Origin of the sequence: Halorubrum sp. CGM5_25_10-8B (assembly GCF_005435095.1) — an archaeon.
Lineage (GTDB): Archaea > Halobacteriota > Halobacteria > Halobacteriales > Haloferacaceae > Halorubrum > Halorubrum ezzemoulense.
In genome coordinates, this window is the sequence record NZ_SGTY01000020.1 from 1 (window position 1) to 24012 (window position 24012).

Genomic DNA, 24012 nt, shown 5'->3' on the forward strand with positions numbered 1-24012 from the left:
ACCTCCGGGTCCTCGACACGCCGCAGCCGAACCCCGTGCTGGTGGGGGCGGAGACGGGGTTCGTGCTGATCGGAAGCGAACGCGACGGGGCGGGCGGGGAGACGAGCGAGGAGACGACCGGAGCGGTGAGTCGGTGGCACCGGATCGGCGACGACGCCACGCTCCGCGAGCGGTACGCGCCGCGGTTCGCGGCGGCCGAGCCGTACCGGCTCCGGACGCCGAGCCGACGGCGGGTGTACGAGGGGTTCGCGACGCGGTGTGACGAATCGGTCGCCGCGGCGGTGCTCCGCGCGCTCGATGCCGAGGTCGGCGCCGATTCGCGCGGAGCCGCGGGTCCAGACTCCGAGGAGACCCGCGTCCGCGCCTACGCGGTGGGCGCCCGCGAAGGCGCCCTCGACCGCACCCTCCGGCGGGCCTGCGAGGACGCGGGTCTCGGGAGCCCCTCGACGTTCACGCGGATAAAACGGCTCCTGCGGGAGGCCGAGCTGATCGAGACCGTCTCCGAGCCGCAACCGGTCGGGCGCCCGCGCGAGCGACTCGCGGCGCGCGGCGCGCTCGCGGCGGCGGAGACGGCGGAAGAGACGGTCGCGGCGGTTCGCGGCGTAACAGGGTGAGAAGCGTTCGGACGCCCGTCACCGGGCGTCATTCCGGACGGATCAGTCGTCTTTCGTCTTGATGTCCGCCGAGAGGCCCTGCGCCATCTCGATCTCCTTCGAGTTGTTCAGGGTCCACGCGGTGCGGTCGGTGACGGCCTCGATCGCCTCCCGGGCGGAGGGGTAGCCGTTGCCGGACTTCTTCACGCCGCCGAAGGGGAGCTGGACCTCGGCGCCGATGCACGGGAGGTTGCCGTACGCCAGCCCCAGCTCGGCGCGGTCGCGGTAGTAGTTGATCTGTCGGTAGTCCTCGGAGATGATCGCGCCAGCCAGCCCGTAGTCGGTGTCGTTCTGGATCTCGACGGCCTCCTCGATGTCGCCGTCGTACTCCATGAGCGCGACGTGGGGTCCGAACACCTCCTCGTGAGTACACGTCAGGTCGGCGTGGGCGTCGGCCTCGTAGACGAACGGACCGACCCAGTAGCCGTCCTCGTGGCCGTCTGGGATCTCCTCGTCGTCGAGCTCGGTCCGGTCGACGAGCACGTTCACGCCCTCCTCGCGGGCCGCCTCGTTGTTTCGGGTGACCTTCTCGCGGTGTTCCTCCTCGATGAGCGGCCCCATGAAGGTGTCCTCGTCGAGGGGGTCGCCGACCGCGACCGACTCCGCGACCTCGACGAACCGCTCCTTGAACTCGTCGTACACGTCCGTGTGGACGATCAGGCGCTCGGAGGAGACGCAGCGCTGACCGGTCGTCTTGAACGAGGACATCACCGCGGAGTGGACCGCGACGTCGAGGTCCGCCTCCTCGGTGACCACGATCCCGTTCTTGCCGCCCATCTCGCAGGCGGCGCGCTTGCCGGCGACGCCGCCGAGCTTCTCTTGGATGTGGTGGCCGACCTCGGCCGAACCGGTGAAGATGACGGTGTCGACGTCGTCGTTCTCGACGATCGCGTTGCCCGCGTCGCCGAACCCCTGTACCATGTTGAACACGCCGTCGGGGATGCCGGCGTCGTCGAACATCTCTGCGATGATCTGCGCGCACCACGGCGTCTGCTCGGCCGGCTTGAACACGACGGTGTTCCCCTCGACCAGCGCAATGGCCATGTGCCAGTAGGGGATCGCGACCGGGAAGTTCCACGGCGTGATACAGCCGGTGACGCCGCGCGGTTTCCGTCGCATGTACGCGTCCTTCGAGGGGATCTCCGAGGGGACGATGTCTCCCTTCGGATGCCGGGCGTCGCCAGCGGCCCACTCGACCATGTGCGCGGCCTCGACCACGTCCGCCTTCCCCTCGCTGATCTCTTTCCCGCACTCCTTGGTGACGATCTCCCCGAGCTCGTCGGTCCGGTCGCGGAGCTCGTGGTACACGTCCCAGAGGTACTCCGCGCGCTGGATCCGCGAGAGCTCGCGCCACTCCTCGAACGCCGCGTCCGCTGCGTCGGCCGCGCGGTCGACGTCCTCGGGGGTCCCCTGACGGAACTCTCCGAGCGTCTCTCCGGTCGCGGGGTTCTCGCTCTCGAAGGTCTCGGACCCGTCGCCGTCGACCCACTCGCCGTCGATGTAGTGCTGGTAGGGCTGCGCCATGTTCGAGACATCCGGTCGGCACGTCCAAATAACCCACCCTACCATGGTCGGTAAGGTCTTTGTGATGTAGTGCCAAACATGCGGTACCAATGGCGACAACCGAACCAGAAGGGGCGAGCGAGTGGGCCGGAACCCGGCTCACGCTCGACCTCTGGCATCCGAACTGCTGGGCGATCGAGGCGACGAAAAAGACCGGCGGCGGCGTCCTCGCACACGCGATCTACAACTCACCGATGGCCGAAAGCGACGCGCCGAACACGGTGAACGGCCTGTTCACGGCGTTCGGAGACACGAACGAGGAGGTCGAAGCGTTGCTCGACGCGATCCGCGAGTCCGACCGCGCGGGGAACCTCTTGGAGCTACAGGAGCGGTTCGGGCGCGCTCGGGACGCCCCGGGCAACGTCGTCCGCGAATTCTTCCTGGAGTACGACCCGGGCGACATGGTGTGTCCGACGCTTTTGGAACACGGCTTCGTCCACAGCGCGCCGGTCCGGATCGAGGGCGGACGGGAGGAGTGGCAGGTGTGTTTCGTCGGCGAGCGCACCGAGATCCGGGAGTCGCTCGACGCGGTTCAGGAGGCGGCCGGCGCGGAGGTGACGGTGGAGTCGATGTCGTCGTCGGGCCACGCCGGGCGGACCCCCCGCGAGCAGCGGCTCGACACGCTGACCACGACACAGCGGAAGGTGTACGAACACGCCCGCGAAGCGGGCTACTACGAGTGGCCCCGAGAGGCGTCGACGCGCGAGCTCGCCGACGACATGGAGGTCTCGAAGACGACGCTGCTCGAACACCTGCGGAAGGCGGAGTCGAAGCTACTGGACCCGTGAACGGCAGTGTCGACTGCGGAGCGAGTGTTACAGCGCGTCGAGCGCGGTACGGTATTTAAATATCCGCGAGCGACAGCGCCGATTGGTTATGAATGAAGGCGGTGGCGCGTGCCTGCGAGCGGCCGCTATCGGCGGCCGCGAGTCAGCACGCGCGAGGGAGTCAGTCGCCGGAGCGAAGCGACAGCGACTGACGAGGTTGGGGAGGCGTGAGGCGCCGTGCGGTCGCGGTCGGGTAGGGACTCGAAGGGGCAGTCGCGAGGACGGCGCAGGTGACGTAAGGACCGCAAGGAGCGGGCGAAGCGAGCGACTGAGGACCGCAGCGAGCGTGCGCCGTCCTCGCGACTGGGGCCTTGGAACTGTTTGCCGCCGATCTGCTAGCGACCATTTATAACCGAGCGGCCGGGGATTTGGAGGCGTCCGTCGTCGGTCGTTCAATCGCTGATAAACGGCGGACGGAAAACTCACACGCCGATTGATAAGTCGTAGCGCCCGATCGCCGGTCTTTGCCCCGGTTCGTTCAGTTCCCGACGATCGCGCGCAGCGCGAACAGGGCGTTCGACTTGCGCTCCCGGATCCGCCGGTAGAAGTAGGAGAACCACTTGGAGCCGTACGGGATGTACTGGTAGACTTTCACGTCGTCTTCGGCCGCGAGTTCGAACTGCGCCGACTCCCGGACGCCGGTCAGCATCTGGACCTCGTAGGGGGTCCCGTGGTCGGCGTACAGCTGCTTCGCGTAGTCGATCATCGCGGGGTCGTGGCTCCCGACGGCGACGCCGTCGTCGAACGCCTCGAACATGTATGCGAGGCAGTCGCGGTACGACTCGTCGACGCGCGCCTTCTTATTGTAGGAGATCTCGGCCGGCTCGTCGTACGCGCCCTTGACGAGTCGGACCTTCCCCGGGAGGTCGGCGAGCCGTTCGAGGTCCTCGCGGGTCCGCTTCAAGTTCGCCTGTACGCAGACGCCGACGTTGCCGTCCGTCTCGACGGCGTGCCGTTCGAACGCGTCGAGCGTCACGTCGGTGGTCTCGTGGTCCTCCATGTCGATCCAGACGAAGGTGCCCGTCCCGTCCGGCCCGGTCGCGGACGGCGCGTTAGCCGCCTCGACGATCCGTGCGAGGTTCTCTTCGAAGACGTCGTCGGCGATGTCGAGGCCGATCTGGCTCGATTTGACCGAGACGCAGGCGTCGACGCCGCGCTCCGCGATCGCCTCGACGAGGTCGACGTACGCGTCGGCGTCGGCGTCGGCGGGGGGCCGTTCCTCGTAGTGTTCGCCGAGCAGGTTCAGGATGCCGGCCACGCCGCGGTTGTTGAGCCCCTCGACGTGAGCGAGCGCCGCCTCCGGCGTCTCCCCGGCGACAAAGTTGCTCGCGATGGGCGGGATCATGCGATCACTGCGGATCCGGAGCGGTATATAATGGCACCCGACCAATTGTTCCGAAGACATATTCCTGTATAAAATTTTTTCAGTCCCACTACCAGCCGATTCATCGATCTGCCGCGCGCTCACCGACCATGGACGGGTCGGGGTTAAGGTAGCCGAATGTGCTCGGGACTATCGGAAACATATGTCACGGAATACCACGGGCATGACGGATCGGCGGACGCTGCTGAAACTGACCGGCGGTGCGGGACTCGTCGGACTGTCGGGCTGTCTCAGCACGACTGACGACGGCAGTGACGGCAGCGACGGCAGCGACGGCAGCGACGGCGGCGACGGCGGCGACGGCGGCGACTCGACCGAGGCCTACGAGATCGGGATGGTCGACTCCCAGACCGGGTCGCTGTCGGCGTTCGGCGAGCGGAACCAGCGCGGCGTCGACCTCGCCCTCTCGATGGTCAACGAGGTCGGCATTAACGGGCGAGACCTCGACATCGTCGTCGAGGACTCCGAGAGCGAGAACCAGGGCGGGATCGCTGCCGCCCAGAAGCTCGTCAATCAGGACGGCGTGCCGTTCCTGATCGGCGCGGTCGGCTCCGGCGTCTCGCTGGCCATCTACGAGAGCGTCATCGAAGGAACGGATGTCGTTCAGCTGAGCCAGAACTCCACCGGGCTCAACCTCACCGAGTTCCCGGGACTGCTCCGGATGTCGCCGTCGGGGCGGAGCCAGTCGCTCGCGCTCTCGAACCTCATCAGCGACGACGGCTACGACGAGGTTGCGATCACCTACGTCAACAACGACTACGGCCAGAGCCTCACGGACGCGTTCGTCGACGCGTACGAGGGCGAGGTCGTCTACAACACGCCGCACGATCAGGACCAGCAGTCGTACTCCAGCGTCATCTCAGAGATGAACAGCTCCGGCGCCGACGCGTGGCTGTTCATCACCTACCAGGCCGAGTTCGCGACGATGGTCAACGAGGTGTTCTCCTCGGGGTACGAGGCGCAGTTCTACGGCGCCGACTCCGTCTCCGGCGACAACGTGCTCGAGAACACCCCGGAGGGGAGCATCGAGGGGATGAAGATCGTCGTTCCGTCCGCGCCCGTCGAGGAGGAGAACTACCAGTCGTTCGCGGACACCTTCGAGTCGGAGTACGGCCGGCAGCCGACCTCGTGGGCGGCGTACGCGTACGACTGCGTGATCAACGCCGCCTTGGCGATCCAGGCCGCGGACGAGTTCACGGGGGCGGCGCTCCAGGACACCGTCCGGCGCGTCTCCGGGCCGGAGGGCGAGACGGTGACTTCGTTCGAGGCCGCGAGCGGGATCCTCGCGGACGGCGGCGGACCGGACGACGTCGACTACCAGGGGGTCAGCGGCCCCATCGACTTCGACGAGAACGGGGACCCGATCGGCTTTCTTCAGGTCCTGGAGGTCCAGGACCACGCGTACGAAGGCATCGACTTCATCGAAGGCTAATCCCGACCGATGACCGTCCTCGGATACCTGGCTAACGGATTGGTGTTCAGCAGCATCATCGTCCTCGGCAGCATCGGGCTGTCGCTGGTGTACAGCATCGCGGACTTCGCGAACTTCGCGCACGGCGACACGATGACGATCGGTGCGTACTCGGCGCTCGTGACCTTCGGTGCCGTCGGCGGGCTCGGCGGCGCGGTGTTGGGGCTCCCGTACGGCTTCTTCCTGGCCTTGGTCGTCGGGATCGCAGTCGCCGCGGTCGTGGCGGTCGCCACCGAGAAGCTCATCTACGAGCCGCTCGATGTCGACTCGATCGGCCTGCTGATCACGTCGATCGGGATCGCGTTCATCTACCGCGCGGTGATCCAGATCCGGTTCGGCTCCGACTTCACCCGGTTCGACGTCCGGCCGCTGCGGCCGATCGAGGCGCTGGTGCCGTACGGCGTCCGGATAACGCTCCACGACGTCGCGATATTCGGATCGGCGGTGGCGCTCGTCGTCGGGCTCCACGTCCTGCTCCAGTACACCGACCTCGGTCGGAAGATGCGCGCGATGGCGGACAACCCCGACCTCGCGCGGGTTAGCGGTATCCGGACGAAGCGGGTCAAGCTGTGGACGTGGGTCATCGGCGCCGGGCTCGCCGGCGCGGGCGGCGTGTTCCTCGGACTGTTCAATCAGCTCGCGCCCCGGATGGGCTTTAACCTCCTGTTGGTGATCTTCGCGGCGGTGATCCTCGGCGGGATAGGCTCCGTCTACGGCGCGATGGCGGGCGGGTTCCTCATCGGCATGATAAACCAGCTAACGCCGTTCTTCTCCAACGTGGTCGAGGCGCTACCGATCCGTCCGAACTGGCTCGCGACCGTGATCGAGAACATGATCACTATCGAGTACGCGAACGCGATCGCGTTCGTGATCATGGTCGTAGTGCTGTTGGTCCGGCCCAACGGGATCGCCGGGGAGGGCGCGACGTGAGCCTCCTCGACGACCCGAAAGCGGCGTTCGCAGACCTCTCCCGCCCGGAGGGGTGGGTGCTTGGCGTCAGCGTCGCGTTCGTACTGTTCCTCTTCGTCGCGATGCTCACCGGCGCGCTCGGTCCGACGTACTTCCTGTTCCTCGTCGGGCTGGCGGGGATGTACGCGCTGTTGTCCTTCGGGCTGAACGCCCAGTGGGGGTTCACGGGACTGATCAACTTCAGCGTCGCCGCGTTCTTCGGCATCGGCGCGTACGGCACCGCGCTGATGACCGCGAGCGGCTCGCCGATCGCCGGCGGATTCAGTCCGCTCGTCGGGCTCGCCGTCGCGCTCGTCGTCGCGCTCGCGCTCGCGCTGCTCATCGGCATCCCGACGCTCAGGCTCCGGGCCGACTACCTCGCCATCGCGTCGCTCGGGCTCGCGGAGGTCGTGCGGCTGATCGTGTTAAACGAGCGCTGGCTGACGAACGGGAGCGCGGGGCTGCGCGGCATCCCGGGCTTCTTCGACGGGTGGCCGGTGCTCTCGACGTTCCCGGAAGCGATGCCGGGGCTCCGGCTGGAGGTGATCCCCGGGTCGCCGGTGATCCTGGAGACGGCGTTCTGGCAGGCGTCGCTGAACGTCCTGTTGGTGCTCGCGTTCGCGGGCGCGGCGTACTTCGTCCTCCGGCGCGCGCACCGATCGCCGTGGGGGCGCGTGCTGCGCACGATCCGCTCCGACGAGGACCTCGCGCGGGCGCTGGGCAAGAACACCTACTCGTTCAAGATGCAGTCGTTCGTCCTCGGGAGCCTGATAATGGCGCTTGCGGGCGTCTTCTACGCGCATCTGAACCTCTACGTCGGGCCGGGCGACTTGGACCCGATCACGACGTTCTACGCGTGGGTCGCGGTGATCTTGGGCGGCAGCGGCTCCAACCGTGGAGCGCTGTTCGGCGGGATCGTCATCGTCACGATCCGCGAGGGGACGCGCTTCCTGAACGACGTGGCGCTCCCGATCGACCCCGCGCCGTTGCGACTGCTGTTGATAGGCGTCGTCATCGTCGCCGTCATGCGCTACCGGCCGCAGGGGGTCCTCCCGCCGCAGCGGGAGCTGATCTGGCCGAGCGCGGTCGGCGGTGGCGGAACGCCCGAGACGCCGGACAGCGGCGTCCGCGAGCGGAAGGGAGGTGGTGACGATGAGTGAGGGCGCGCTTCCGAAGGAGGACGCGGTCCTCCGCGTCGACGACCTCCAGAAGTCGTTCGGCGGGCTCGCGGCGACCGACCACGCGACGTTCGCGGTGGAGCGCGGAACCATCACCGGGCTCATCGGCCCGAACGGCGCCGGGAAGTCGACGCTTTTCAACCTCATCTCCGGCTTCTACGAGCCGGACGGCGGGACCGTGGAGGTGAACGGGACCGACGTGACCGGCATGGAGCCGTACCAAGTCGCGGAACACGGGCTCATCCGGACGTTCCAGACGCCCCGGAAGCTGGAGGGGATGACGGTCCGCGAGGCGATGCTGGTCGGCCCGCGGAAACAGCCCGGCGAGTCGTTCCTCACGCTTTTCACCTCGCCGGGGACGATCGCGGAGAGCGAGTCGGCGAACCTCGCCGAGGCGGAGCGGATACTGGAGGACTTCGAGATCGACCACCTCGCGACCCAGCCCGCCACCGACATCTCCGGCGGCCAGATGAAGCTCGTCGAGCTCGCGCGGGCGATGCTCGCCGAGCCGGAGGTGCTGCTGCTCGACGAGCCGGTGGCGGGGGTGAACCCGACGCTGGCGAAGAAGCTCAAAGGCCAGATCCGGCGGCTCAACGAGCAGGGAACGACGTTCCTGCTCATCGAACACGACATGGAGTTCGTGATGGACCTGGCGGACCCGATCGTCGTCTTGGATCAGGGACACGTCCTGACGGAGGGGACGCCGGAGGGGGTCCGGAACGACGACCGCGTCATCGACGCGTACCTCGGAGGCGGAAGATGAGCGACGGTATGACAGACGACACGACCGGGGCCGCGGACGGGCCTCACGGCGGAACCGACCCCGTGCTCTCGCTGTCGGGCGTCGACAGCGGGTACGGCGAGGTGCAGGTGCTCGACGACTGCTCGGTCCGGCTCGACCCGGGCGAGATCGTCTGTCTCGTCGGGCCAAACGGCGCCGGGAAGTCGACGGTGCTCAAGACCGCGTTCGGGATGTTGACTCCGTGGACGGGGATCGTCGAGTACCACGGCCGCGACATCGGCGGGATGGCGCCCGAGGAGATCGTCCGCGAGGGGATCGGCTACGTCCCCCAGACCGACAACGTGTTCGGCTCGCTGACGATCGACGAGAACCTCCGGATGGGGGGCGTCGCCCGCGACGGGAGCCTCGAGGAAGTCATCGAGACGCTGTACGACCGGTTCCCGATCATCGACGAGAAGCGCGGCTCGAAGGCGAAGACGCTCTCCGGCGGCCAGCGTCAGGTGCTCGCGTTCGCCCGCGCGCTGGTGATGGAGCCCGACGTGCTGCTCATCGACGAGCCGTCGGCGGGGCTCGCACCGAACACCGCCGACGACGTGTTCGAGGACGTCAAGGAGGTCAACGACATGGACACGGCGATCCTCATGGTCGAGCAGAACGTGACGAAGGGGCTCGGCATCTCCGACCGCGGCTACGTCCTCGACCAGGGGACCGTCCGGTTCGAGGGGACGCCGGAGGAGCTGCTGAACGACGAAGAGGTCTCGCAGCTGTACCTGGGCGGCTGAGTCTCCGGTCGGTCCGCTTTCTCGCGGCGTCTCACGCCGTGCGCTTCTCGAGCTCGCCCGTCAGCTCCGCGGCGTCGAAGTCGTGGTCGGGACGGATCGCGACGAAGTCGAGGAATCGGCGCGCCGCGAGCAGCTCGTCGGTCGAGTAGCTCGTCAGCGCGGCGGCGATCGCGTCGGCCGCGCCGAGGATCGGCTCCAGCGCCGCGAGCGCGCTCGCGAGGTCGTACGCGCGAGCGGCCTCGCGCCCGTCCTCGCTCACGCGGGTGGCGTCGATGACGTAGAGGTCGCCGTCGGCGACGAGGACGTTCTCGGCCCGGAGGTCGCCGTGCGCGAGCCCCGCGTCGTGGACGGTCCGCAGCGTCGAGAACAGCTCTGGCGCGAGCCGGGCGACGGCGTCGGCGTCGAGCTCGCCCAGCGTGCGGAACTCGGGGAGGTACTCCAACACCAGCACGCCGAGGTCGCCGACCTCGAACGCCTCGACCGGCTCCGGCGCGTTGACGCCGAGCTCGCGGACCCGGCGGGTCGCCTCCAGCTCGTGACGCGCCATCTCGTAGGGGGTCTCGTGGCGCTCGAAGAACCCCTCGGTGCCGGACGAGACCGCGCCGAGGTTCCGCCCGGTGGTGAACAGCGCGTGGACGAGCGTGTTCTGCCGGGTGATCACCTTCACGAAGAGGTCGTCGTCGACGACCATCGGCGTCGACAGCCAGTTGTCGGCGTCGAGAAACCGGACCCGGATCGTATCGCGGTCGTACCGGTCCGCCAGCTCGCGCGCGACGCGCTCGACGTCGGGCCAGTCGACGCGCCCCCGGACGAGCTCGCGGAACTCCATACCGACGGCACGCGGCGGCGCCTGATAAGTCGTCGGCTCGCGGCGGCGCCTGATAAGTCGTCGGCGCGGGGCGACACCGCCGACCCCGCCACAGTCCATCACGGTCGTTCGCATCGTTTATGCCCACGCGTCGCAATTCTTGCCCATGGACTTCGAGGTACCCGCCGAACACCGGATGATACGCGACACCGTCCGAGAGTTCTGCGAGGAGGAGATCGCGCCGATCGCCCAGGAGATCGAGGACGAACACCGCTTCCCCGAGGAGGTGTTCGAGTCGCTCGCGGACTTGGACATGATGGGGATTCCGGTCTCGGAGGAGTACGGCGGGCTCGGCGGCGACCAGCTGATGTACGCCCTGGTCACGGAGGAGCTCGGCCGCGTCTCCGGCGGGATCGGCCTCTCGTACGCCGCGCACACCTCTCTGGGCGCGAAGCCGATCGACCTGTTCGGCACCGACGAACAGAAGGAGGAGTGGCTCCGCCCGCTCGCTGAGGGCGAGGGGCTCGGCGCGTGGGCGCTCACGGAGCCCGGGAGCGGCTCGGACGCCTCCGACATGGACACGACCGCGGAGTACGACGCCGAGGCGGGCGAGTACGTGCTGAACGGCACCAAGCAGTTCATCACGAACGCGAACGTCGCGAACTCGGTCCTCGTGAAGGCGGTGACGGACCCCGAGGCCGGCTACGACGGCATCTCGACGTTCATCGTCGACCCCGAGAACGACGACGGGTTCGAGGTGACGACGGTCTGGGACAAGATGGGGCTCAACAGCTCGCCGACCTGCGAGATCAGCTTCGACGACGTGCGGATCCCGGAGGACCGGCTGCTCGGCGAGGAGGGCGAGGGGTGGACACAGACGATGAAGACGCTCGACGGCGGGCGCATCTCCATCGCCGCGCTCTCGGTCGGGCTTGCGCAGGGGGCCTACGAGGCCGCCAAGGAGTACTCCGGCGAACGCGAGCAGTTCGGCAAGCCGATATCGAAGTTCGACGCGGTCCGCGACAAGGTGGTCCACATGCACCGGCAGATCGAGCGCGCCCGACTCCTCACCCACCGGGCGGCGACGAAGTACGACGCCGGGGAGTCGGTCACCCGGGAGTCGGCGCTGGCGAAACTCGACGCCAGCGAGGCGGCCCGCGAGGTCGCCGAGGAGGCGGTCCAGACGCTCGGCGGCTACGGCTACACCACCGACTTCGCGCCGCAGCGCTTCTACCGCGACGCGAAGCTGATGGAGATCGGCGAGGGGACCAGCGAGATCCAGCACGTCGTCATCGGGCGCGAACTCGGCCTCTAGTCGGGCGAGTCGTCAGTCAGCGACGCCGGGCGCTCGGCGCGCCTCAGGGGAATTCGATCAGGTCGTCGTCGACGGCGCGCAGGCTCTCCGCGAGCCGCGAGCCTTCAGGGACCGCCCGCCGGAACGGCGCCGAGCCGAACGCCGCCTCGCCGTTGACGGAGACGAGCCCGAGGTCGACGGGGTCGCCGTCGAGTCCCGTTAGGAACGCGACGGTGCGGACCGCGGGCACGTCGCCCGCCCGCGCGTCCGGGTCGATGGAGCCGTACAGCGTGCGGTTCTCCGCGACGTGGTGGACGCAGGTCGGCGTCGGCGCGAAACACAGGAGGTAGCGCGCGCCCGGCTCGGTGCGACCGAGCTTGGGGCGGAGCGCGTGGCGTTCGTCGACGTGGAAGTACCGCTCCATCCGGCGGTACTGGCGCAGGATCTCGTTCGCGCCGGTGGCGCGGCGGACCGCGGCGTCGGCCTTGAGCTCGATCACGCGGTCGACCGGTTCGGGCGTTCGGGTTCGGACGAAGAGGTCGACGACCCCCTGCCGCCCGTCGGCGTCGTACGGCTCCTCGAGCCGGATCGCTGGCGACTTGGCCGTCGCCTCGTAGTGTTCGACGAGCCGGGTCGCGAGCGCGTCCTCGCGCATGGCTCTCGCGAGGCGTCGGAGGGCGATAAGTCCGCCCTTCGCGGCGCGCTGCGACCGCCCGCCGACCGGAGTCATAGCCGCTCGGGAAATTCCTGCGAACCGGAAGCTATCACGGGGTTTGTAAGGCTCCGACCCCTACGAAAAGTGATGTCTGATAAACTGTCCAGACGGCGGTATCTCGCCGGAACCGGCGCCGCGTTGACTATCGGGACACTCGCGGGCTGCTCCGGAGGCGGTGACGGCTCCGACGGGTCGGACGGTTCCGACGGCTCCGGCGGAGGCGGCAGCGCCGTCGAGGACGTCCCGAGCGAGATAGACGAGTACCTGTCCGAGGCCCGGATGTACGAGGGCACCATCATGGACTTCACGGGACAGGACGAGGTGACCGTCGAGGTCGGCGCCGGCGACGTCGGGTTCGCCTTCTCGCCGGCGGCGATCCGCATCGACTCCAGCACGACCGTCGTCTGGGAGTGGACCGGCAACGGGGGCGCGCACAACGTGGCCTCGGTCGAGGGGTCCGAGTCCGACTTCAACAGCGGCGACTCCGTCTCCGAGGAGGGGCACACGTTCGAGCAGTCGTTCGACAACACGGGGATCCAGCTGTACCAGTGTACCCCCCACCAGGCGAACGGGATGCTCGGCGCCATCGAAGTCGTCGAAGCGTAAGCGGCCCACTTCGCGCGGTTCGAACGCGAGCGCGATTTTTTCACGCCTGCTCGGCGTTCACGAGAGGAACGACCAGCGCACGTCAACGATCCGGTCGCGTTCGCTGGTGACCGTGGGCCGCGCGAGGTGGTCGTTGGCGTTGGCGCCGGCCTCGGCGAGCCGCGACAGCGCCTCCTCCAGCGTGCGCTCCGAGCGCTCCACGCTGGCGTCGCGTTCGTAGGGGGCGTCGATCGGGTCCGCCGGCGAGTTCGAGATCGCGATCGCGTCGGTGAGGTCGCCGCCGATCGCGTGCGGCGGCTGGTGGAAGTGCCAGTCGCCGACCGTGAGGAAGAGCCACACGTCGCCGTTGATGGCGTGGTACTCGCCGGTGACGCCGTCGGCGTCGTACGCGACGACCCTAGAGAGGACGGCGGTTTTGAGCCGGTAGAGGGCGTCTTTCCGCGCCGAGCGGACGTTGCTCTCGGTCACGTCGCCGCGCTCGTAGGCGGCGGTGGCCTCGTCGGCGAACTGCTTCGCGACCTTGTTGACGACGTACAGCGATTCGAGCAGGTCGTCCGTCGGTTCGAGCGGAGTCACGAGGGGTACCGGTCGGGGCTGCGACCGGACGCAGATGGGGTCGTCGCGCGGATAGGCGTTTCGGGATCCGAGACGTCGAGACGGACCTCGCTGTCGCCGCAGCGGGTGCCCCGGATGGTTAATTCTTTAAGCGCAGGGACGAAGGGGTGAGTAAGATGGCGCACGACTCCGTGAAAATGTATTCGGCGATATACGTCGCCCTCCTAGTCGCGGCGACGCTGAACTTCGCTCTCTTCGAGACGTCGTTCATCGAGTTCACCTACGCGCAGGCGCTCGGCGGCACGCTGGTGATCGCGACGGTCAAGACGCTGCTCATCGTCGCGTACTTCCAGCACCTGAAGTGGGAGAACCGCTCGCTGACCTACCTGATGGGGCTCGCGCTCGCGCTCACCATGCTGCTGATGGCGGCCGCGACGTACTCCATCTCGTAACGACTCGCGGCGTCTCTTTCTCGCTCGAACGCCTCCGAACCGTTTTCCCGGCACTTTCGCCGGGTTTTCGCTCGACCGAGCACGGTCCCGACGAGGGTCTTTCTGCTGCCACCACCTAGTGGTATTAGTTAGTTATAACTCGCCGCAAGACGAGGGACCGATGCGATGGGTTTCAGCGACCGACTCCTCGAGGCCGGATCAGAGATCTGGGACGCACAGAAGCGACACCCGTTCGTCGTTGAACTCGCGGAGGGTGAGCTCGACGAGGGCGCGTTCCGTCACTGGGTGAAACAGGACTACCGGTACCTGCTCGACTACGCGCGCGTCTTCGCGCTCGCCGGTACGAAGGCTGACGACGAGGAGACGACGCGGCGGCTGACGGCGACCGCGCACGCGACGCTGGACGACGAGATGGACCTCCACCGGTCGTTCGCCGCCGACTACGGGCTCTCCGTCGACGACCTCGACGCGGTCAAGAAGGCGCCGACCTGCGCCGCCTACACCGACTTCCTCGTCCGGACGGCCCACGAGGGGTCGATCGCGGAGATCGCGGCCGCGATCTACCCGTGCGGGCAGGGGTACCTCGACGTCGCCGACCACATGGCGAGCCTCGCGACCGAGACCCACCGGTACACGCCGTTCATCGAGAAGTACAACAGCGACGCGTTCCGCGAGACGGTCGCGTGGATGCGAGACCTCGTGGACCGGTACGGCGAGGCGTACCCGGGCGAGCGCGACGCGATGCGCGCGGCGTTCCTGCGGAGCGCCCGCCTCGAACACGCGTTCTGGGAGATGTGTTACACCCGGGAGACGTGGGAGGTCTGAGTCGAGGAGCAGTCGCGCCGACGGCGGGAACGCCGACCGAGTTTTTTGTAGCCGGAGCGTGATCCGTCCGCATGGACCTACGCGCCGCAACGGTCGAAGACGTCGACGCGGTCCGGTCGGTCGCCCGCGAGTCGCTCGTGGCGTCGTACGGACACGCCGTCGGCGAACAGCTGCTGGACGAGGCCGTCGAGGAGTGGTACGACGCCGACGACCTCGGGGACGACATCGACGACGACGACGCGGTGTTCCCGGTCGCCGCCGTCGACGGCGACGTGGTCGGGTTCGCGGAGAGCTACGTCGTCGGCCGCCGCGAGCGGGTCGGCGAGATCGACTGGCTCCACGTCCACCCCGACCACAGGGAGTCCGGCATCGGCTCCGCGCTCCTCGAACGGGTCGAGTCCGCGCTCCGGGATGCCGACGTGGACCGGATCGAGGCGCGCGTCCTCGCCGACAACGAGGCCGGCACGGCGTTCTACCAGCGAGAGGGGTACGAGCTCGCCGGCGAGCGCGACGTCGACATCGGCGGCGAGCCGTTCGCGGAACGGGAGTACCGGAAGCAGATCGGTCGCCTCACCGGCATCTCTGAGGCAATCTACGAGACGGACGACGGAGACCGGGTCCACGTCGCCTTCGACGAGAGCGAGCGCGGGTCGCTGGCGCCGTTCTACGTCGCCTACGTCGACGCGGACCACGAGCGCCGGTACGGCTACCTCTGCGGCAACTGCGAGGGAACGGACGTCGCGATCGACACGATGGACCGGATGGAGTGTCGCAACTGCGGCAACCGCCGGAAGCCGACGCGGTGGGACGCCGCGTACTGACACGCTCCGGCCCGCGGAGAACGTCGCTCCGCGCTACGCCGAGACCACTCTCTCAGAGCGTCTGTTTCACGCCGATGACCCGCTCCTCGGCCTCGCGGCCGGGGTCCCACTCGCTCCCGTCGCGGTCAGATTCGCGGTGCTCCTCCACGGTCCGTGCCATCGCTTCGTCGACCGGCGTCGACTCCCAGCCGAGGTCGGCGAGCGCGCAGGTGTCGAGCAGGTGCGGGTACTCGCGGTAGAGGACGAAGTCGTCGGCGTCGAGCCCGCCGGCCGCGAGCGCGTCGTCGCTCGCCGGGACGACCTCACAGTCGACGCCGGCGGCGTCGGCGATCGCCTCTAACGTCTCTCGTAGGGTGAGCGCGCGTCGGTCGCCGACGTTGTACGCCGCGCCCGGCTCGCCGCGCTCGGCGACGATCCGCAGCGCGCTCGCCACGTCCTCGACGTACGCCCGGTGCCAAAGGTTCTGTCCGTCGCCGGGGACGACCACGCGGTCGTGCGAGAGCACGCGGTCGATCCAGTAGTCGAGCCGCTCCGTGTAGTCGTGCGGCCCGTAGACGATACACGGGCGAACCGCCGTCGCGGACACGCCGTCCTCGGCGGCCGCGAACACCGCGCGGTCGCCCTCGGCCTTCCGATTGCCGTACGTCTCGTGGGCGTCGTCGGTGGCCTGCGCGTCGGTACACGGCTCCAGCGGCGTCTCGCCCTCCCGCTTGGGGATCTCCTCGGCCGCGTAACTGGATCCCGACGAGATGTACACGTAGCCGTCGACGTCGGCGAAGATCTCGGTCGCGGCCTCCACGTCGGCCGGCTGATAGGCGACGCAGTCTATCACGACGTCCGGTTCGACCGACAGCTTCGCGGCGCGCAGCGCGGTCTCGTCTTTCCGATCCCCCTCGACGTGAGTCACGCGGTCGTCGTCCGCGAATGGGTTCTCGTGGTTCCCGCGGTTGAATATCGCGACCTCGTAGTCGTGTGCCAGCAGTTCCTCGACGGTGTGTCGCCCGATGAACCGCGTGCCGCCGACGACGAGCGCCGTGTCTGTCATACCCGAGATCCGATGAGCGAGGTAAAAAACGTGGCCGAACCGGAAGGCGACGGGCCGGCTCAGTCGTCGCCGCGGGGCCCGTCGCCGCGCCACCGGCGATACAGGAGGTACGCGACGCCGAGGCCGATCCCCCAAGTGCCGACGCCGAACACCGCGAACGCGACCCCCGAGAGGAACTCACCGAGCGGAACGCCGAACATACCCGGGTTCGGCGCGTCCGCCACATAAACGCTCCGAGAGAGGGGTAGGTTCTCGGGGCGGGAACCCGTACGGGCGCTCATGACAGACCACACGCGTCGGCGACCCTGGCTCGCCGCCCTGCTCGCGCTCGTCGTCTCCGGGCTCGGCCACGCATACCTCCGCCGGTGGGCCCGCGCGTTCGGCTGGTACGTCGCGGTCACCGCCGCGGTCTTCGTGTTCGTCCCCGAGGCGGCGATCTCTGGCGTGCTCGCCGGCGAGCCCCCGCCGGTTCGGGACGTGGCCCCCGCCGCCGCGGTCGTCGGCGCGAGCGTCATCGACGCGTACGTCGTGGCGCTCCGCAACAACCGCGAACACGAGCGGGAACGCGACGCGGCCCGCTCAGCCGACGCCGCGGAGCCGACCGCCGGCGGAACGGTCGACGGCCCGGCCGCGCCGTCAACGGAGACGACGAGCGACGAGACCGTGCGCTGTCCGGAGTGTGGCAAGGAGACCGACCCGACCGTCGACTTCTGTCAGTGGTGCGCCGAGCCGCTCGGCGACGACGCTACGTGAGTGGACGAAAGGGAAAAAGACCGGACCGCGACCGACCTCAGAAGAGGTAGAACAGCGGGAAGATGAACACCCAGACGATGTCCACGAAGTGCCAGTAGAGGCCGAAGTACTCGATCGGCCGCTCGTCGTCGAGGTAGTGACCCTGGTAGGCCCTGACGAACAGGAAGATGGCGATCACTAAGCCGAGCAGCACGTGGATCCCGTGGAGTCCGGTCGTGACGTAGTAGATCGACGCCTGAATCGGGTCGCCGTGGGCGTTCGCCGAGATCGTCACGCCGCGGTCGAATATCTCGTGGTTCCACTCCCACAGCTTGATGGCCATAAACGTGAACCCGAGCAGGATGGTCGTCCCGAGCGTCGCCAGCAGCCCCTGCCGGCTCTCGCGGCGGGCCGCGACCAGCGCGAGGATCACCGTGAACGAGGAGGTGATCAGCACGAAGGTGTTGATGAGCCCCGGCAGCGACTCGGTCAGCGGCGACCAAGTCATCCAGCCCGCGTTGTAGCGGACGAAGATGGCCGCCGAGAGGAACGCGCCGAAGACGATCACGTCGGAGGCCAAGAAGAACCACATCCCCAGCTTCACCTTCTCGACGCCGTTGAACGGCCAGCGCTCGGCGAACTCGGTCGGCGGGGCGTAGAAGTCTTCGAGTCCCCACTTCACGCCGGTGTAGAGGAGCCCGACGAGGCCGGCCACGATGGCGATCGGATACATCGCGTTGGAGATGACGACGTTGCTCTGCAGCGCCGTCTCACCCAGCTCCACGGTGACCGCTTCGGCGAAGCCGGAGAAGCCGAACAGCGTGACGCCGAGCGCGAGCGCGAGGGCGAACGGCCAGATGCTCGCGTGACTCGGGTGTTTGTCCCAGTAGGGGTACTCCGAGATGTGCGCCGAGTGACTGTCGCCGCCGTCGGTGGCGACGTCGCCGTTGTCGTCGGTCTTCATCGCGGGGCCGCCGTCCGGCACGTAGTCTTTCACGAACTCCAGTTTCCCGGAGGCGTACGACGGCCGGTTCGGCCAGTTCTCCAGCGGCGGGGGCGAGGAGACCGCCCACTCCGCCGTCCGCGAGTAGTCCCACGGGTTATCGCCCGCGGGCTCGCCGGAGACGTAGGACTTCGCGAAGTTGTAGAACATGATGAAGAACGAGAACCCGAGCACGAAGGCACCGATCGTCCCGAACTGGTGGTAGATCTGGAACTCGGGGTTGTACTCGAACACCCGGCGGGGGGTCTCCCAGCCGAGGAACATCGAGAAGTAGACGGCGTTGAAGCCGATGAAGAAGATCACGAAGTGGAGCTTCCCGAGGAACTCGTCGTACATCTTCCCCGTTATCTTCGGGAACCAGTAATAGGCCCCGCCGAACAGCGCCGTCGCGCCGCCGAACATCACGTAGTGGAAGTGCGCGACCACCCAGTAGGTGCCGCGGAACTCGTAGTCGAGCACGATGGCGCCGAGGAAGACGCCGGTGATCCCGCCGAGGATGAACAGTAGCAGCGCCCCGAACGCGAACAGGAACGGCGTCGTGAACTGGATCCGCCCCTTGATCAGCGTGTAGATCAGCGCGAAGACGACCAGGTCGAACGGCAAGGAGATGCCGATGGTCGTCGCCATCATCAGCGTCTTGATCTCCAGGTTGATCGTCGTCAGGAACATGTGGTGCATCCACACGAGGAACGACTGGACGGAGATCAGACAGATGGAGATGATCACCCACTTCCGGCCGACCAGGCGACGCCCGGAGAACGTCTGGAACAGCTCCAGCATGACGCCCAGCGCCGGGAAGAAGACGATGTACACCTCGGGGTGACCGAAGAACCAGAACAGGTGGCCCCACAGGAGGGACCCGCCTTCGGTCGCCGAGAAGTAGACGCTGCCGAGGACGCGGTCGGCCGCGAGGATGAGCCCGACCGCGAGCAGCGCGGCGAACGCGAACAGCATCATCCACACGGTCGCGAGCATCGACCAGGTGAACATCGGCATGTCCATGATCCCCATCCCCTCGGCGCGGGAGTGGTGGATGGAGGTGAGGAAGTTCACCGTCGACGTCGTCGTGCCGGTGACGAACATCGCGAGCGCGAGGACCGCGCCGGTCGACCCGATGCTCGGGGTGTACATCGGCACGTTGAGCGGGGCGTATATCGTCCACCCCGCAGAGAGGGTCCCGCCCTGGAAGAAGCTGACCGCGAGCAGGACGCCCGAGAACAGGTACAGCCAGTACGAGACGGCGTTCAGCCGCGGGAACGCGAGGTCGTCCGCCCCGATCTGAAGCGGCACGAAGTAGTTCGCAAACCCGAACGCGAACGGCGAGAGGAACCAGAACACCATTATCAGCCCGTGCGCGGTGACGGCCTCGTTGTACGCCAGTCCGGAGAGGATCTGGCTCGTCGGGTCCCACAGCTGGAGGCGGATGAGCAGCGCCATCACGCCGCCGAACAGCAGGAAGAACAGCGCGGTGATCGTGTACAGGATCCCGATGTCCTTGTGGTTGGTCGTGACGAGCCACCGCTTGACGGAGGTCGTCGGCGGGAGTCCGCTCATGCGCTCACCCCGCTAGGCGCGGTGACGCCGGCTCCGGGCGCCTGAACGTTGGCGCTCGCGGAGCTGTTGCCGGTTCCCGCGTACCACTCCTCCCACTCGTCTTGCGGGAGGACCGTGATCTGGCTCTTCATCTGCGAGTGACCCGGGCCGCACAGTTCGAAGCACTCGACGCGGTAGGTCGCCTCCCCGCCTTGCGCCTCGACGTCCTCGGAGCTCACCGCGAACCACGTCTCGCTGTGATCTCCGGGGATCGCGTCGGACTTTATCCGTAAGTCCGACGAGCCGAAGTTGTGCCACACGTCCCTCGACGTGATGTTGAGGTCGATCCGCTGGTCGGCCGGCACGATCAGCTCACCCCGTTCCGTGTGTCCGTTCGGGTACTCGTACGCCCACCCGTACTGGTAGCCTTCGACCATGATCTCGATGTCGCCCTCGTCGCCGGTGTCCGGTCCGTCCTCGACGTAGAGGAGCAGCCCGTACGCGTACACGACGAGGCTGATGACGACGATCGCGCTCAACCCGAACGAGAGGAAGAGCTTCTTCGCTTTCGGACCGCCCTGTCCCGTGGGGAGCTCGCCGACGACCGGCGCGTCGAACTCTTCGTCCGACCGGTTCCCGTCGTCGCGGTACTTGTACACGTTCCACAGCGTGTACGCCACGACGATGGTGCCGACGAGGGTGCCGAGCGCGAGGAAGACGAAGAAGATCTCGTCGAAGACCTCCGCCTGTGCGCGCCAGTCACTCCCCTGTTGTAGGATAACTGGATCTATCATGTTCGTCTGTCTGCCCTTGTACCTCCCTTGGCGATGGTACACTTATCTCTTGTGTAGCGGGCCGGGCGATCGGACGAGAGAGGCAGCGATTCAGGCACCCGAGCGGAGCCGGAGCCGCTCCGCCGACGAACCCGGCGACGGTCGAGCGGGACGCGCAGCGAACGGCACGGGCGCACGTGTCGGAACGCCGGGAACTCGCGCGTCGAAGGGTATTTGTACGCGCGAACGGAGGCCCTAACAACGGATATCCATGACATCACTAACCCTCTTGAGTACGGGGCTGATGGGCCTCCTCGTCGTCGCCACCTTCGTCGCGGTCGCCGAGATCGGCGCGAAGCGAGCGGCGCCCGGTCGCGACGGCGGCGGCGGTAGCTACGAGGCGATCGTCGAGACGCTCGGCGACATCGCCCGGACGCCAGTCGTGTGGGCGATCTCGTTCGTGGGCGTCACCGTCCTCTTCGGCGGCAGCATCATCCTCGGCGTCGGGAGCTTCGGTATCCCGGAGGGGCTCGCCGGCACCCTAGTGAACGTCGCGTACCTGATCGTCGGGCTGCTCCTCGTTGGCTTCGTCTTCCTCGGCGCGTACTTCGCGACGCGGAGCCGCGGACTCGGAAACGCGCACGGCGTCGCCGCCGGCACCCTCGCGACCGGCGCCGCGTTCCTCGTCCTCGTCACGGTCCAGCTTCTCGTCGGCGTCGTCGGCTGATCGACGGGAAACGCGTTCTCTCCCCGGCGAAACCCTTCGACCGTCAGCGCCCGCTCTCGGCGCCGGAACCGCGGAGCCCGTCGTCGAGCCCGAGCCCGACGCGCGAGCCGTACCGGTCCCACACGACGACGAGGGACGGCACGAGCAGGATCGAACAGAGGTAGGCGTAGAACACGCCCAGCGCGAGCAGGACGCCGAAGTCGCGAAGCAGGGGGATCACCGCGAGCCACAGGACGCCAAGCCCGGAGACCGTGGTGAGCATGCTGCCTGTGAGCGCGCCGCCGGTCCCGGCGATGGTGACGTCGAGCGCCTCGTCGATCGGGAGCCCCTCTTGATACTCGTCGACGAACCGGTGGACGAAGTGGACGGTGTAGTCCACCCCGAGCCCGATCGACACCGAGAGGATGGGGGCGTTGATCGGCGTCAGCGGGATGTCGAACAGCCGCATCGACCCGATGAGCAGCCCGACGGTGACGAGGACGGGAACGAGGTTCAGGAAGCCGTAGACGGCCTTCCCCTCCAAGTACGCGTACGACAGCGCCAAGAACAGCGCCGTGAGCCCGAAGGCGGCGAACAGGCTCCGGATCGCCGACTCGGTCAGCAGGTCGATCACGGCCTCGTTGACCACGAGGGAGCCGGTCGGCACCGCTTCGAGCGGCGTGCGCTCGGCGAGGTCGCGCACGTCGGCGACCGCCTCGGAGTCGTCGACGCCAGGTTTGATCGTGAAGTCGACGCGCGCGCTGCCGCGGTCGGCCGCCACGTATCCTCGGGCGCGGCTCTCCGCGGAGGAGTCCAAGAGCGCGTCGTACACCTCGTCGACGTTGCGGTCGGGCACGCCGTTCCCGAGGCGGTCGTTGCGCTCTACCAACGCCGCGAACTCGGGGTCACGCGACGCGCGGTCGTCGATCACGGTGACGACGCTCGTCGCCTGCGCGCGGCGCTCGTCGGTCGTCGCGAAGGTCTCCGGCGGGTTCCGCGCGGTCCGGTCGATCAGTTCCAGGGCGTCGTCGTCTCTCACCGACTGGTCGATGTACAGCGTCACCGACCCCACGAAGTCCTGTTCGAACTCCTCCTCGAACAGCGTCAGCACGTCGAGGAACGTGTAGTCGGTCGGCGCGAACGGCTCTGGCAGCTCCGCGTACGTCTCCAACCGGTCTTGATCCGGGAAGAAGGCCTCCTGCGAGAACTCCGTGTCCACGCCGGAGCCGTAGGCGCCGCCGGCGGCGCCGCCGAGGAGGAGGAGCACGACGACCGCGACCGGAGCGATCCGCGAGAGGTCGACGCCGACGCGGAGGACGCGCGCGATCCGCGAGCCGCCGGTGCCGAGCGCGCTCGTGCCGAACTCCGGGATCGGGAGCCCCTCGCGCCACCGGTCAGAGAACACCTTCGCGGCCGGGAGGAAGACGCCGAAGATGATCAGCGTGAACGTGATCCCGGCGGCCGCGACGATCCCGAAGTCGCGGTTGGGGTCGAACGGGCTCGCGACGTTGGAGACGAGCCCGAACACGGTGGTGATCGTCACCAGCAGGAAGGCGATGAGCAGCTGGTCGGTCGTGGTCCGCATCGACCGCTCGATCCCGGCCCCGGTCGCCCGCTCCTCGCGGTAGCGGTTGACGATGTGGATGCCGAAGTCGATCCCGACCGCGAGCAGGAGCGGAAACACCGTCACGAGCGAGTTGGAGAAGGGGATCCCGGCGTACCCCATGAACCCGAACGTCCACAGGAGCGACATGAGCAGTGCTGACAGCCCGATCGCCATGTCGAACGGGTCGCGGTACGAGAAGATCAGGAATCCGACGATCAGGATGAGCGCCGCCGGGAAGACGATGATCGCGGTGTCGGTCAACAGCGCGGTTATCTCGGACTGGAGGACGCCGTCGCCGAAGAGGATCGCGTTCTCGCCGGCGACGTTGCCCGGGACGGAGTCGACGACGTCGACGCTGCGGGTCTGGAGCTCCGTCACCCGCGCCGTCGTCGCCGACGCCGGAAGGTCGTACGTGATCCCCACGATCGCGGTGTCGGCCGCCTGCGCGGTGGGGTTGTAGTCGACGGACACCTGCGCCGCGATCGCGCCCGTCGCGTCGGCGTCGGCGATGGCGGCCCGCAGTTCGGCGGGCGTCGCCTCGGCCACGGCGTCGCGTCGCTCGGCCGCGCTCGCGGCGGTCGAGTCCAGCTGTCGGGCGACCGCGTCGGCGTGGCTCGACGTCGACGCGACCCGGAGCGTCGACCGCGACTCCAGCCGGTGTTGGGTCTCCAAGGTTCGTAGCAGCGCGTCGCGAGAGAGGACGTTGTCGTCGGAGACGATCACCTGCGCGGAGGTGGCGGAGCCGCCGATCGACGTCTCGAACTCCTCGTCGATGTCGTCGAGCGCCCGCTGTGCGGGGATGTCCTGCGTGAACTGGTCCGTGCCGGCGTTCGTCTCGATGCCGGTCAGACCGCCCGCGAACGCGGCGGTCACGAGGATGAAGACCGCGATGACCGCCAGCGGCCGCTCCGTGACGACGCGGTCGATCTCCTCGATCAGCCGGTCGACGGCGGTCACGGTCGCCCCGCTGTCCGACGTTCACTCGTCGGC

Annotated in this window: 24 protein-coding genes; 14 read left to right on the forward strand and 10 right to left on the reverse strand. The window is 67.9% G+C overall.

Annotated features, from left to right (window positions below; translation table 11 throughout):
- Window positions 1-614 (forward strand): DUF5821 family protein (locus tag EXE51_RS14940; protein WP_137692959.1); only part of this gene is annotated, 614 nt, incomplete at its 5' end.
- 42 nt (window positions 615-656) lie between these two features.
- Here the strand turns inward: EXE51_RS14940 and EXE51_RS14945 are convergent.
- The gene (locus EXE51_RS14945) at window positions 657-2177 is read right to left on the reverse strand and encodes an aldehyde dehydrogenase family protein (RefSeq protein WP_089307782.1); all 1521 of its coding nucleotides are present in this window, start codon (window positions 2175-2177) and stop codon (window positions 657-659) included.
- Window positions 2178-2266: 89 nt separating this feature from the next.
- Here EXE51_RS14945 and EXE51_RS14950 point away from each other — a divergent pair, with 89 nt between their 5' ends.
- Entirely contained in the window at window positions 2267-3004 is a 738-nt protein-coding gene (locus tag EXE51_RS14950) for a helix-turn-helix domain-containing protein (protein WP_049929895.1), read from the forward strand.
- Window positions 3005-3521: 517 nt separating this feature from the next.
- Here the strand turns inward: EXE51_RS14950 and EXE51_RS14955 are convergent.
- Window positions 3522-4388: a proline dehydrogenase family protein gene (locus tag EXE51_RS14955; protein ID WP_137692960.1), complete on the reverse strand. Its 867-nt coding sequence runs from the start codon at window positions 4386-4388 to the stop codon at window positions 3522-3524.
- A gap of 181 nt (window positions 4389-4569) precedes the next feature.
- Between EXE51_RS14955 and EXE51_RS14960 the strand changes: the two genes are divergently transcribed.
- The 5 genes from EXE51_RS14960 to EXE51_RS14980 are packed head-to-tail and all read left to right on the forward strand — an operon-like array spanning window position 4570 to window position 9548.
- Window positions 4570-5859 carry an ABC transporter substrate-binding protein gene (locus EXE51_RS14960; protein ID WP_049929898.1) on the forward strand — a complete coding sequence of 430 codons (1290 nt, stop codon included), beginning with the start codon at window positions 4570-4572 and terminating at the stop codon, window positions 5857-5859.
- A gap of 9 nt (window positions 5860-5868) precedes the next feature.
- Complete coding sequence (locus EXE51_RS14965; protein WP_004596315.1) at window positions 5869-6828, forward strand: branched-chain amino acid ABC transporter permease; 960 nt, start codon at window positions 5869-5871, stop codon at window positions 6826-6828.
- Window positions 6825-8006 carry a branched-chain amino acid ABC transporter permease gene (locus tag EXE51_RS14970; RefSeq protein WP_004596316.1) on the forward strand — a complete coding sequence of 394 codons (1182 nt, stop codon included), beginning with the start codon at window positions 6825-6827 and terminating at the stop codon, window positions 8004-8006. The genes EXE51_RS14965 and EXE51_RS14970 overlap by 4 nt, the downstream gene beginning before the upstream one ends.
- Window positions 7999-8787 carry an ABC transporter ATP-binding protein gene (locus EXE51_RS14975; RefSeq protein WP_137692961.1) on the forward strand — a complete coding sequence of 263 codons (789 nt, stop codon included), beginning with the start codon at window positions 7999-8001 and terminating at the stop codon, window positions 8785-8787. Before EXE51_RS14970 ends, EXE51_RS14975 begins: the two co-directional genes overlap by 8 nt.
- Before the next feature lie 8 nt (window positions 8788-8795).
- Entirely contained in the window at window positions 8796-9548 is a 753-nt protein-coding gene (locus EXE51_RS14980; protein WP_094495111.1) for an ABC transporter ATP-binding protein, read from the forward strand.
- Between the two features lie 31 nt (window positions 9549-9579).
- On the opposite strand, the gene EXE51_RS14985 is transcribed toward EXE51_RS14980, so the two are convergent.
- On the reverse strand, window positions 9580-10377 hold the full coding sequence (locus EXE51_RS14985; RefSeq protein ID WP_049929903.1) for an RIO1 family regulatory kinase/ATPase: 798 nt from the start codon (window positions 10375-10377) through the stop codon (window positions 9580-9582).
- 145 nt (window positions 10378-10522) lie between these two features.
- On the opposite strand from EXE51_RS14985, the gene EXE51_RS14990 reads away from it, so the two are divergent.
- Window positions 10523-11671 (forward strand): acyl-CoA dehydrogenase family protein, encoded by a 1149-nt coding sequence (locus EXE51_RS14990; protein ID WP_049929904.1) that lies wholly within the window; start codon window positions 10523-10525, stop codon window positions 11669-11671.
- A gap of 43 nt (window positions 11672-11714) precedes the next feature.
- On the opposite strand, the gene EXE51_RS14995 is transcribed toward EXE51_RS14990, so the two are convergent.
- A complete protein-coding gene (locus tag EXE51_RS14995) occupies window positions 11715-12305 on the reverse strand; it encodes a hypothetical protein (RefSeq protein ID WP_094579657.1) in 591 nt (196 codons plus the stop codon).
- Window positions 12306-12452: 147 nt separating this feature from the next.
- Here EXE51_RS14995 and EXE51_RS15000 point away from each other — a divergent pair, with 147 nt between their 5' ends.
- Window positions 12453-12971 (forward strand): halocyanin domain-containing protein, encoded by a 519-nt coding sequence (locus EXE51_RS15000; RefSeq protein ID WP_049929906.1) that lies wholly within the window; start codon window positions 12453-12455, stop codon window positions 12969-12971.
- 57 nt (window positions 12972-13028) lie between these two features.
- Here EXE51_RS15000 and EXE51_RS15005 read toward each other — a convergent pair whose 3' ends face one another.
- Window positions 13029-13547, reverse strand: a complete 519-nt coding sequence (locus EXE51_RS15005) for a hypothetical protein (RefSeq protein ID WP_049929907.1) — start codon at window positions 13545-13547, stop codon at window positions 13029-13031.
- A gap of 155 nt (window positions 13548-13702) precedes the next feature.
- On the opposite strand from EXE51_RS15005, the gene EXE51_RS15010 reads away from it, so the two are divergent.
- From EXE51_RS15010 to EXE51_RS15020, 3 genes are all read left to right on the forward strand, one after another.
- Window positions 13703-13978, forward strand: coding sequence for a cytochrome C oxidase subunit IV family protein (locus EXE51_RS15010; RefSeq protein WP_049929908.1), 276 nt, complete (start codon window positions 13703-13705; stop codon window positions 13976-13978).
- A 165-nt stretch (window positions 13979-14143) separates the two neighbouring features.
- Entirely contained in the window at window positions 14144-14803 is a 660-nt protein-coding gene (gene tenA, locus EXE51_RS15015; protein WP_137692962.1) for a thiaminase II, read from the forward strand.
- A gap of 71 nt (window positions 14804-14874) precedes the next feature.
- Window positions 14875-15624 (forward strand): GNAT family N-acetyltransferase, encoded by a 750-nt coding sequence (locus EXE51_RS15020; RefSeq protein ID WP_049929911.1) that lies wholly within the window; start codon window positions 14875-14877, stop codon window positions 15622-15624.
- 52 nt (window positions 15625-15676) lie between these two features.
- Here EXE51_RS15020 and EXE51_RS15025 read toward each other — a convergent pair whose 3' ends face one another.
- Window positions 15677-16669, reverse strand: a complete 993-nt coding sequence (locus tag EXE51_RS15025) for an NAD-dependent epimerase/dehydratase family protein (RefSeq protein ID WP_137692963.1) — start codon at window positions 16667-16669, stop codon at window positions 15677-15679.
- Between the two features lie 59 nt (window positions 16670-16728).
- Entirely contained in the window at window positions 16729-16869 is a 141-nt protein-coding gene (locus tag EXE51_RS17815; RefSeq protein ID WP_167373062.1) for a hypothetical protein, read from the reverse strand.
- A 79-nt stretch (window positions 16870-16948) separates the two neighbouring features.
- Between EXE51_RS17815 and EXE51_RS15030 the strand changes: the two genes are divergently transcribed.
- Window positions 16949-17422, forward strand: a complete 474-nt coding sequence (locus tag EXE51_RS15030; protein ID WP_094494959.1) for a hypothetical protein — start codon at window positions 16949-16951, stop codon at window positions 17420-17422.
- A gap of 37 nt (window positions 17423-17459) precedes the next feature.
- On the opposite strand, the gene EXE51_RS15035 is transcribed toward EXE51_RS15030, so the two are convergent.
- Complete coding sequence (locus EXE51_RS15035; RefSeq protein ID WP_049929915.1) at window positions 17460-19958, reverse strand: cbb3-type cytochrome c oxidase subunit I; 2499 nt, start codon at window positions 19956-19958, stop codon at window positions 17460-17462.
- Window positions 19955-20731: a cytochrome c oxidase subunit II gene (coxB, locus tag EXE51_RS15040; protein ID WP_049929918.1), complete on the reverse strand. Its 777-nt coding sequence runs from the start codon at window positions 20729-20731 to the stop codon at window positions 19955-19957. The genes EXE51_RS15035 and coxB overlap by 4 nt, the downstream gene beginning before the upstream one ends.
- Window positions 20732-21014: 283 nt before the next feature.
- Between coxB and EXE51_RS15045 the strand changes: the two genes are divergently transcribed.
- Window positions 21015-21437: a hypothetical protein gene (locus EXE51_RS15045; RefSeq protein WP_049929919.1), complete on the forward strand. Its 423-nt coding sequence runs from the start codon at window positions 21015-21017 to the stop codon at window positions 21435-21437.
- Between the two features lie 43 nt (window positions 21438-21480).
- Here the strand turns inward: EXE51_RS15045 and EXE51_RS15050 are convergent, their stop codons facing one another.
- Entirely contained in the window at window positions 21481-23979 is a 2499-nt protein-coding gene (locus tag EXE51_RS15050) for an RND family transporter (protein ID WP_086215966.1), read from the reverse strand.
- Window positions 23980-24012 lie beyond the last annotated feature (33 nt).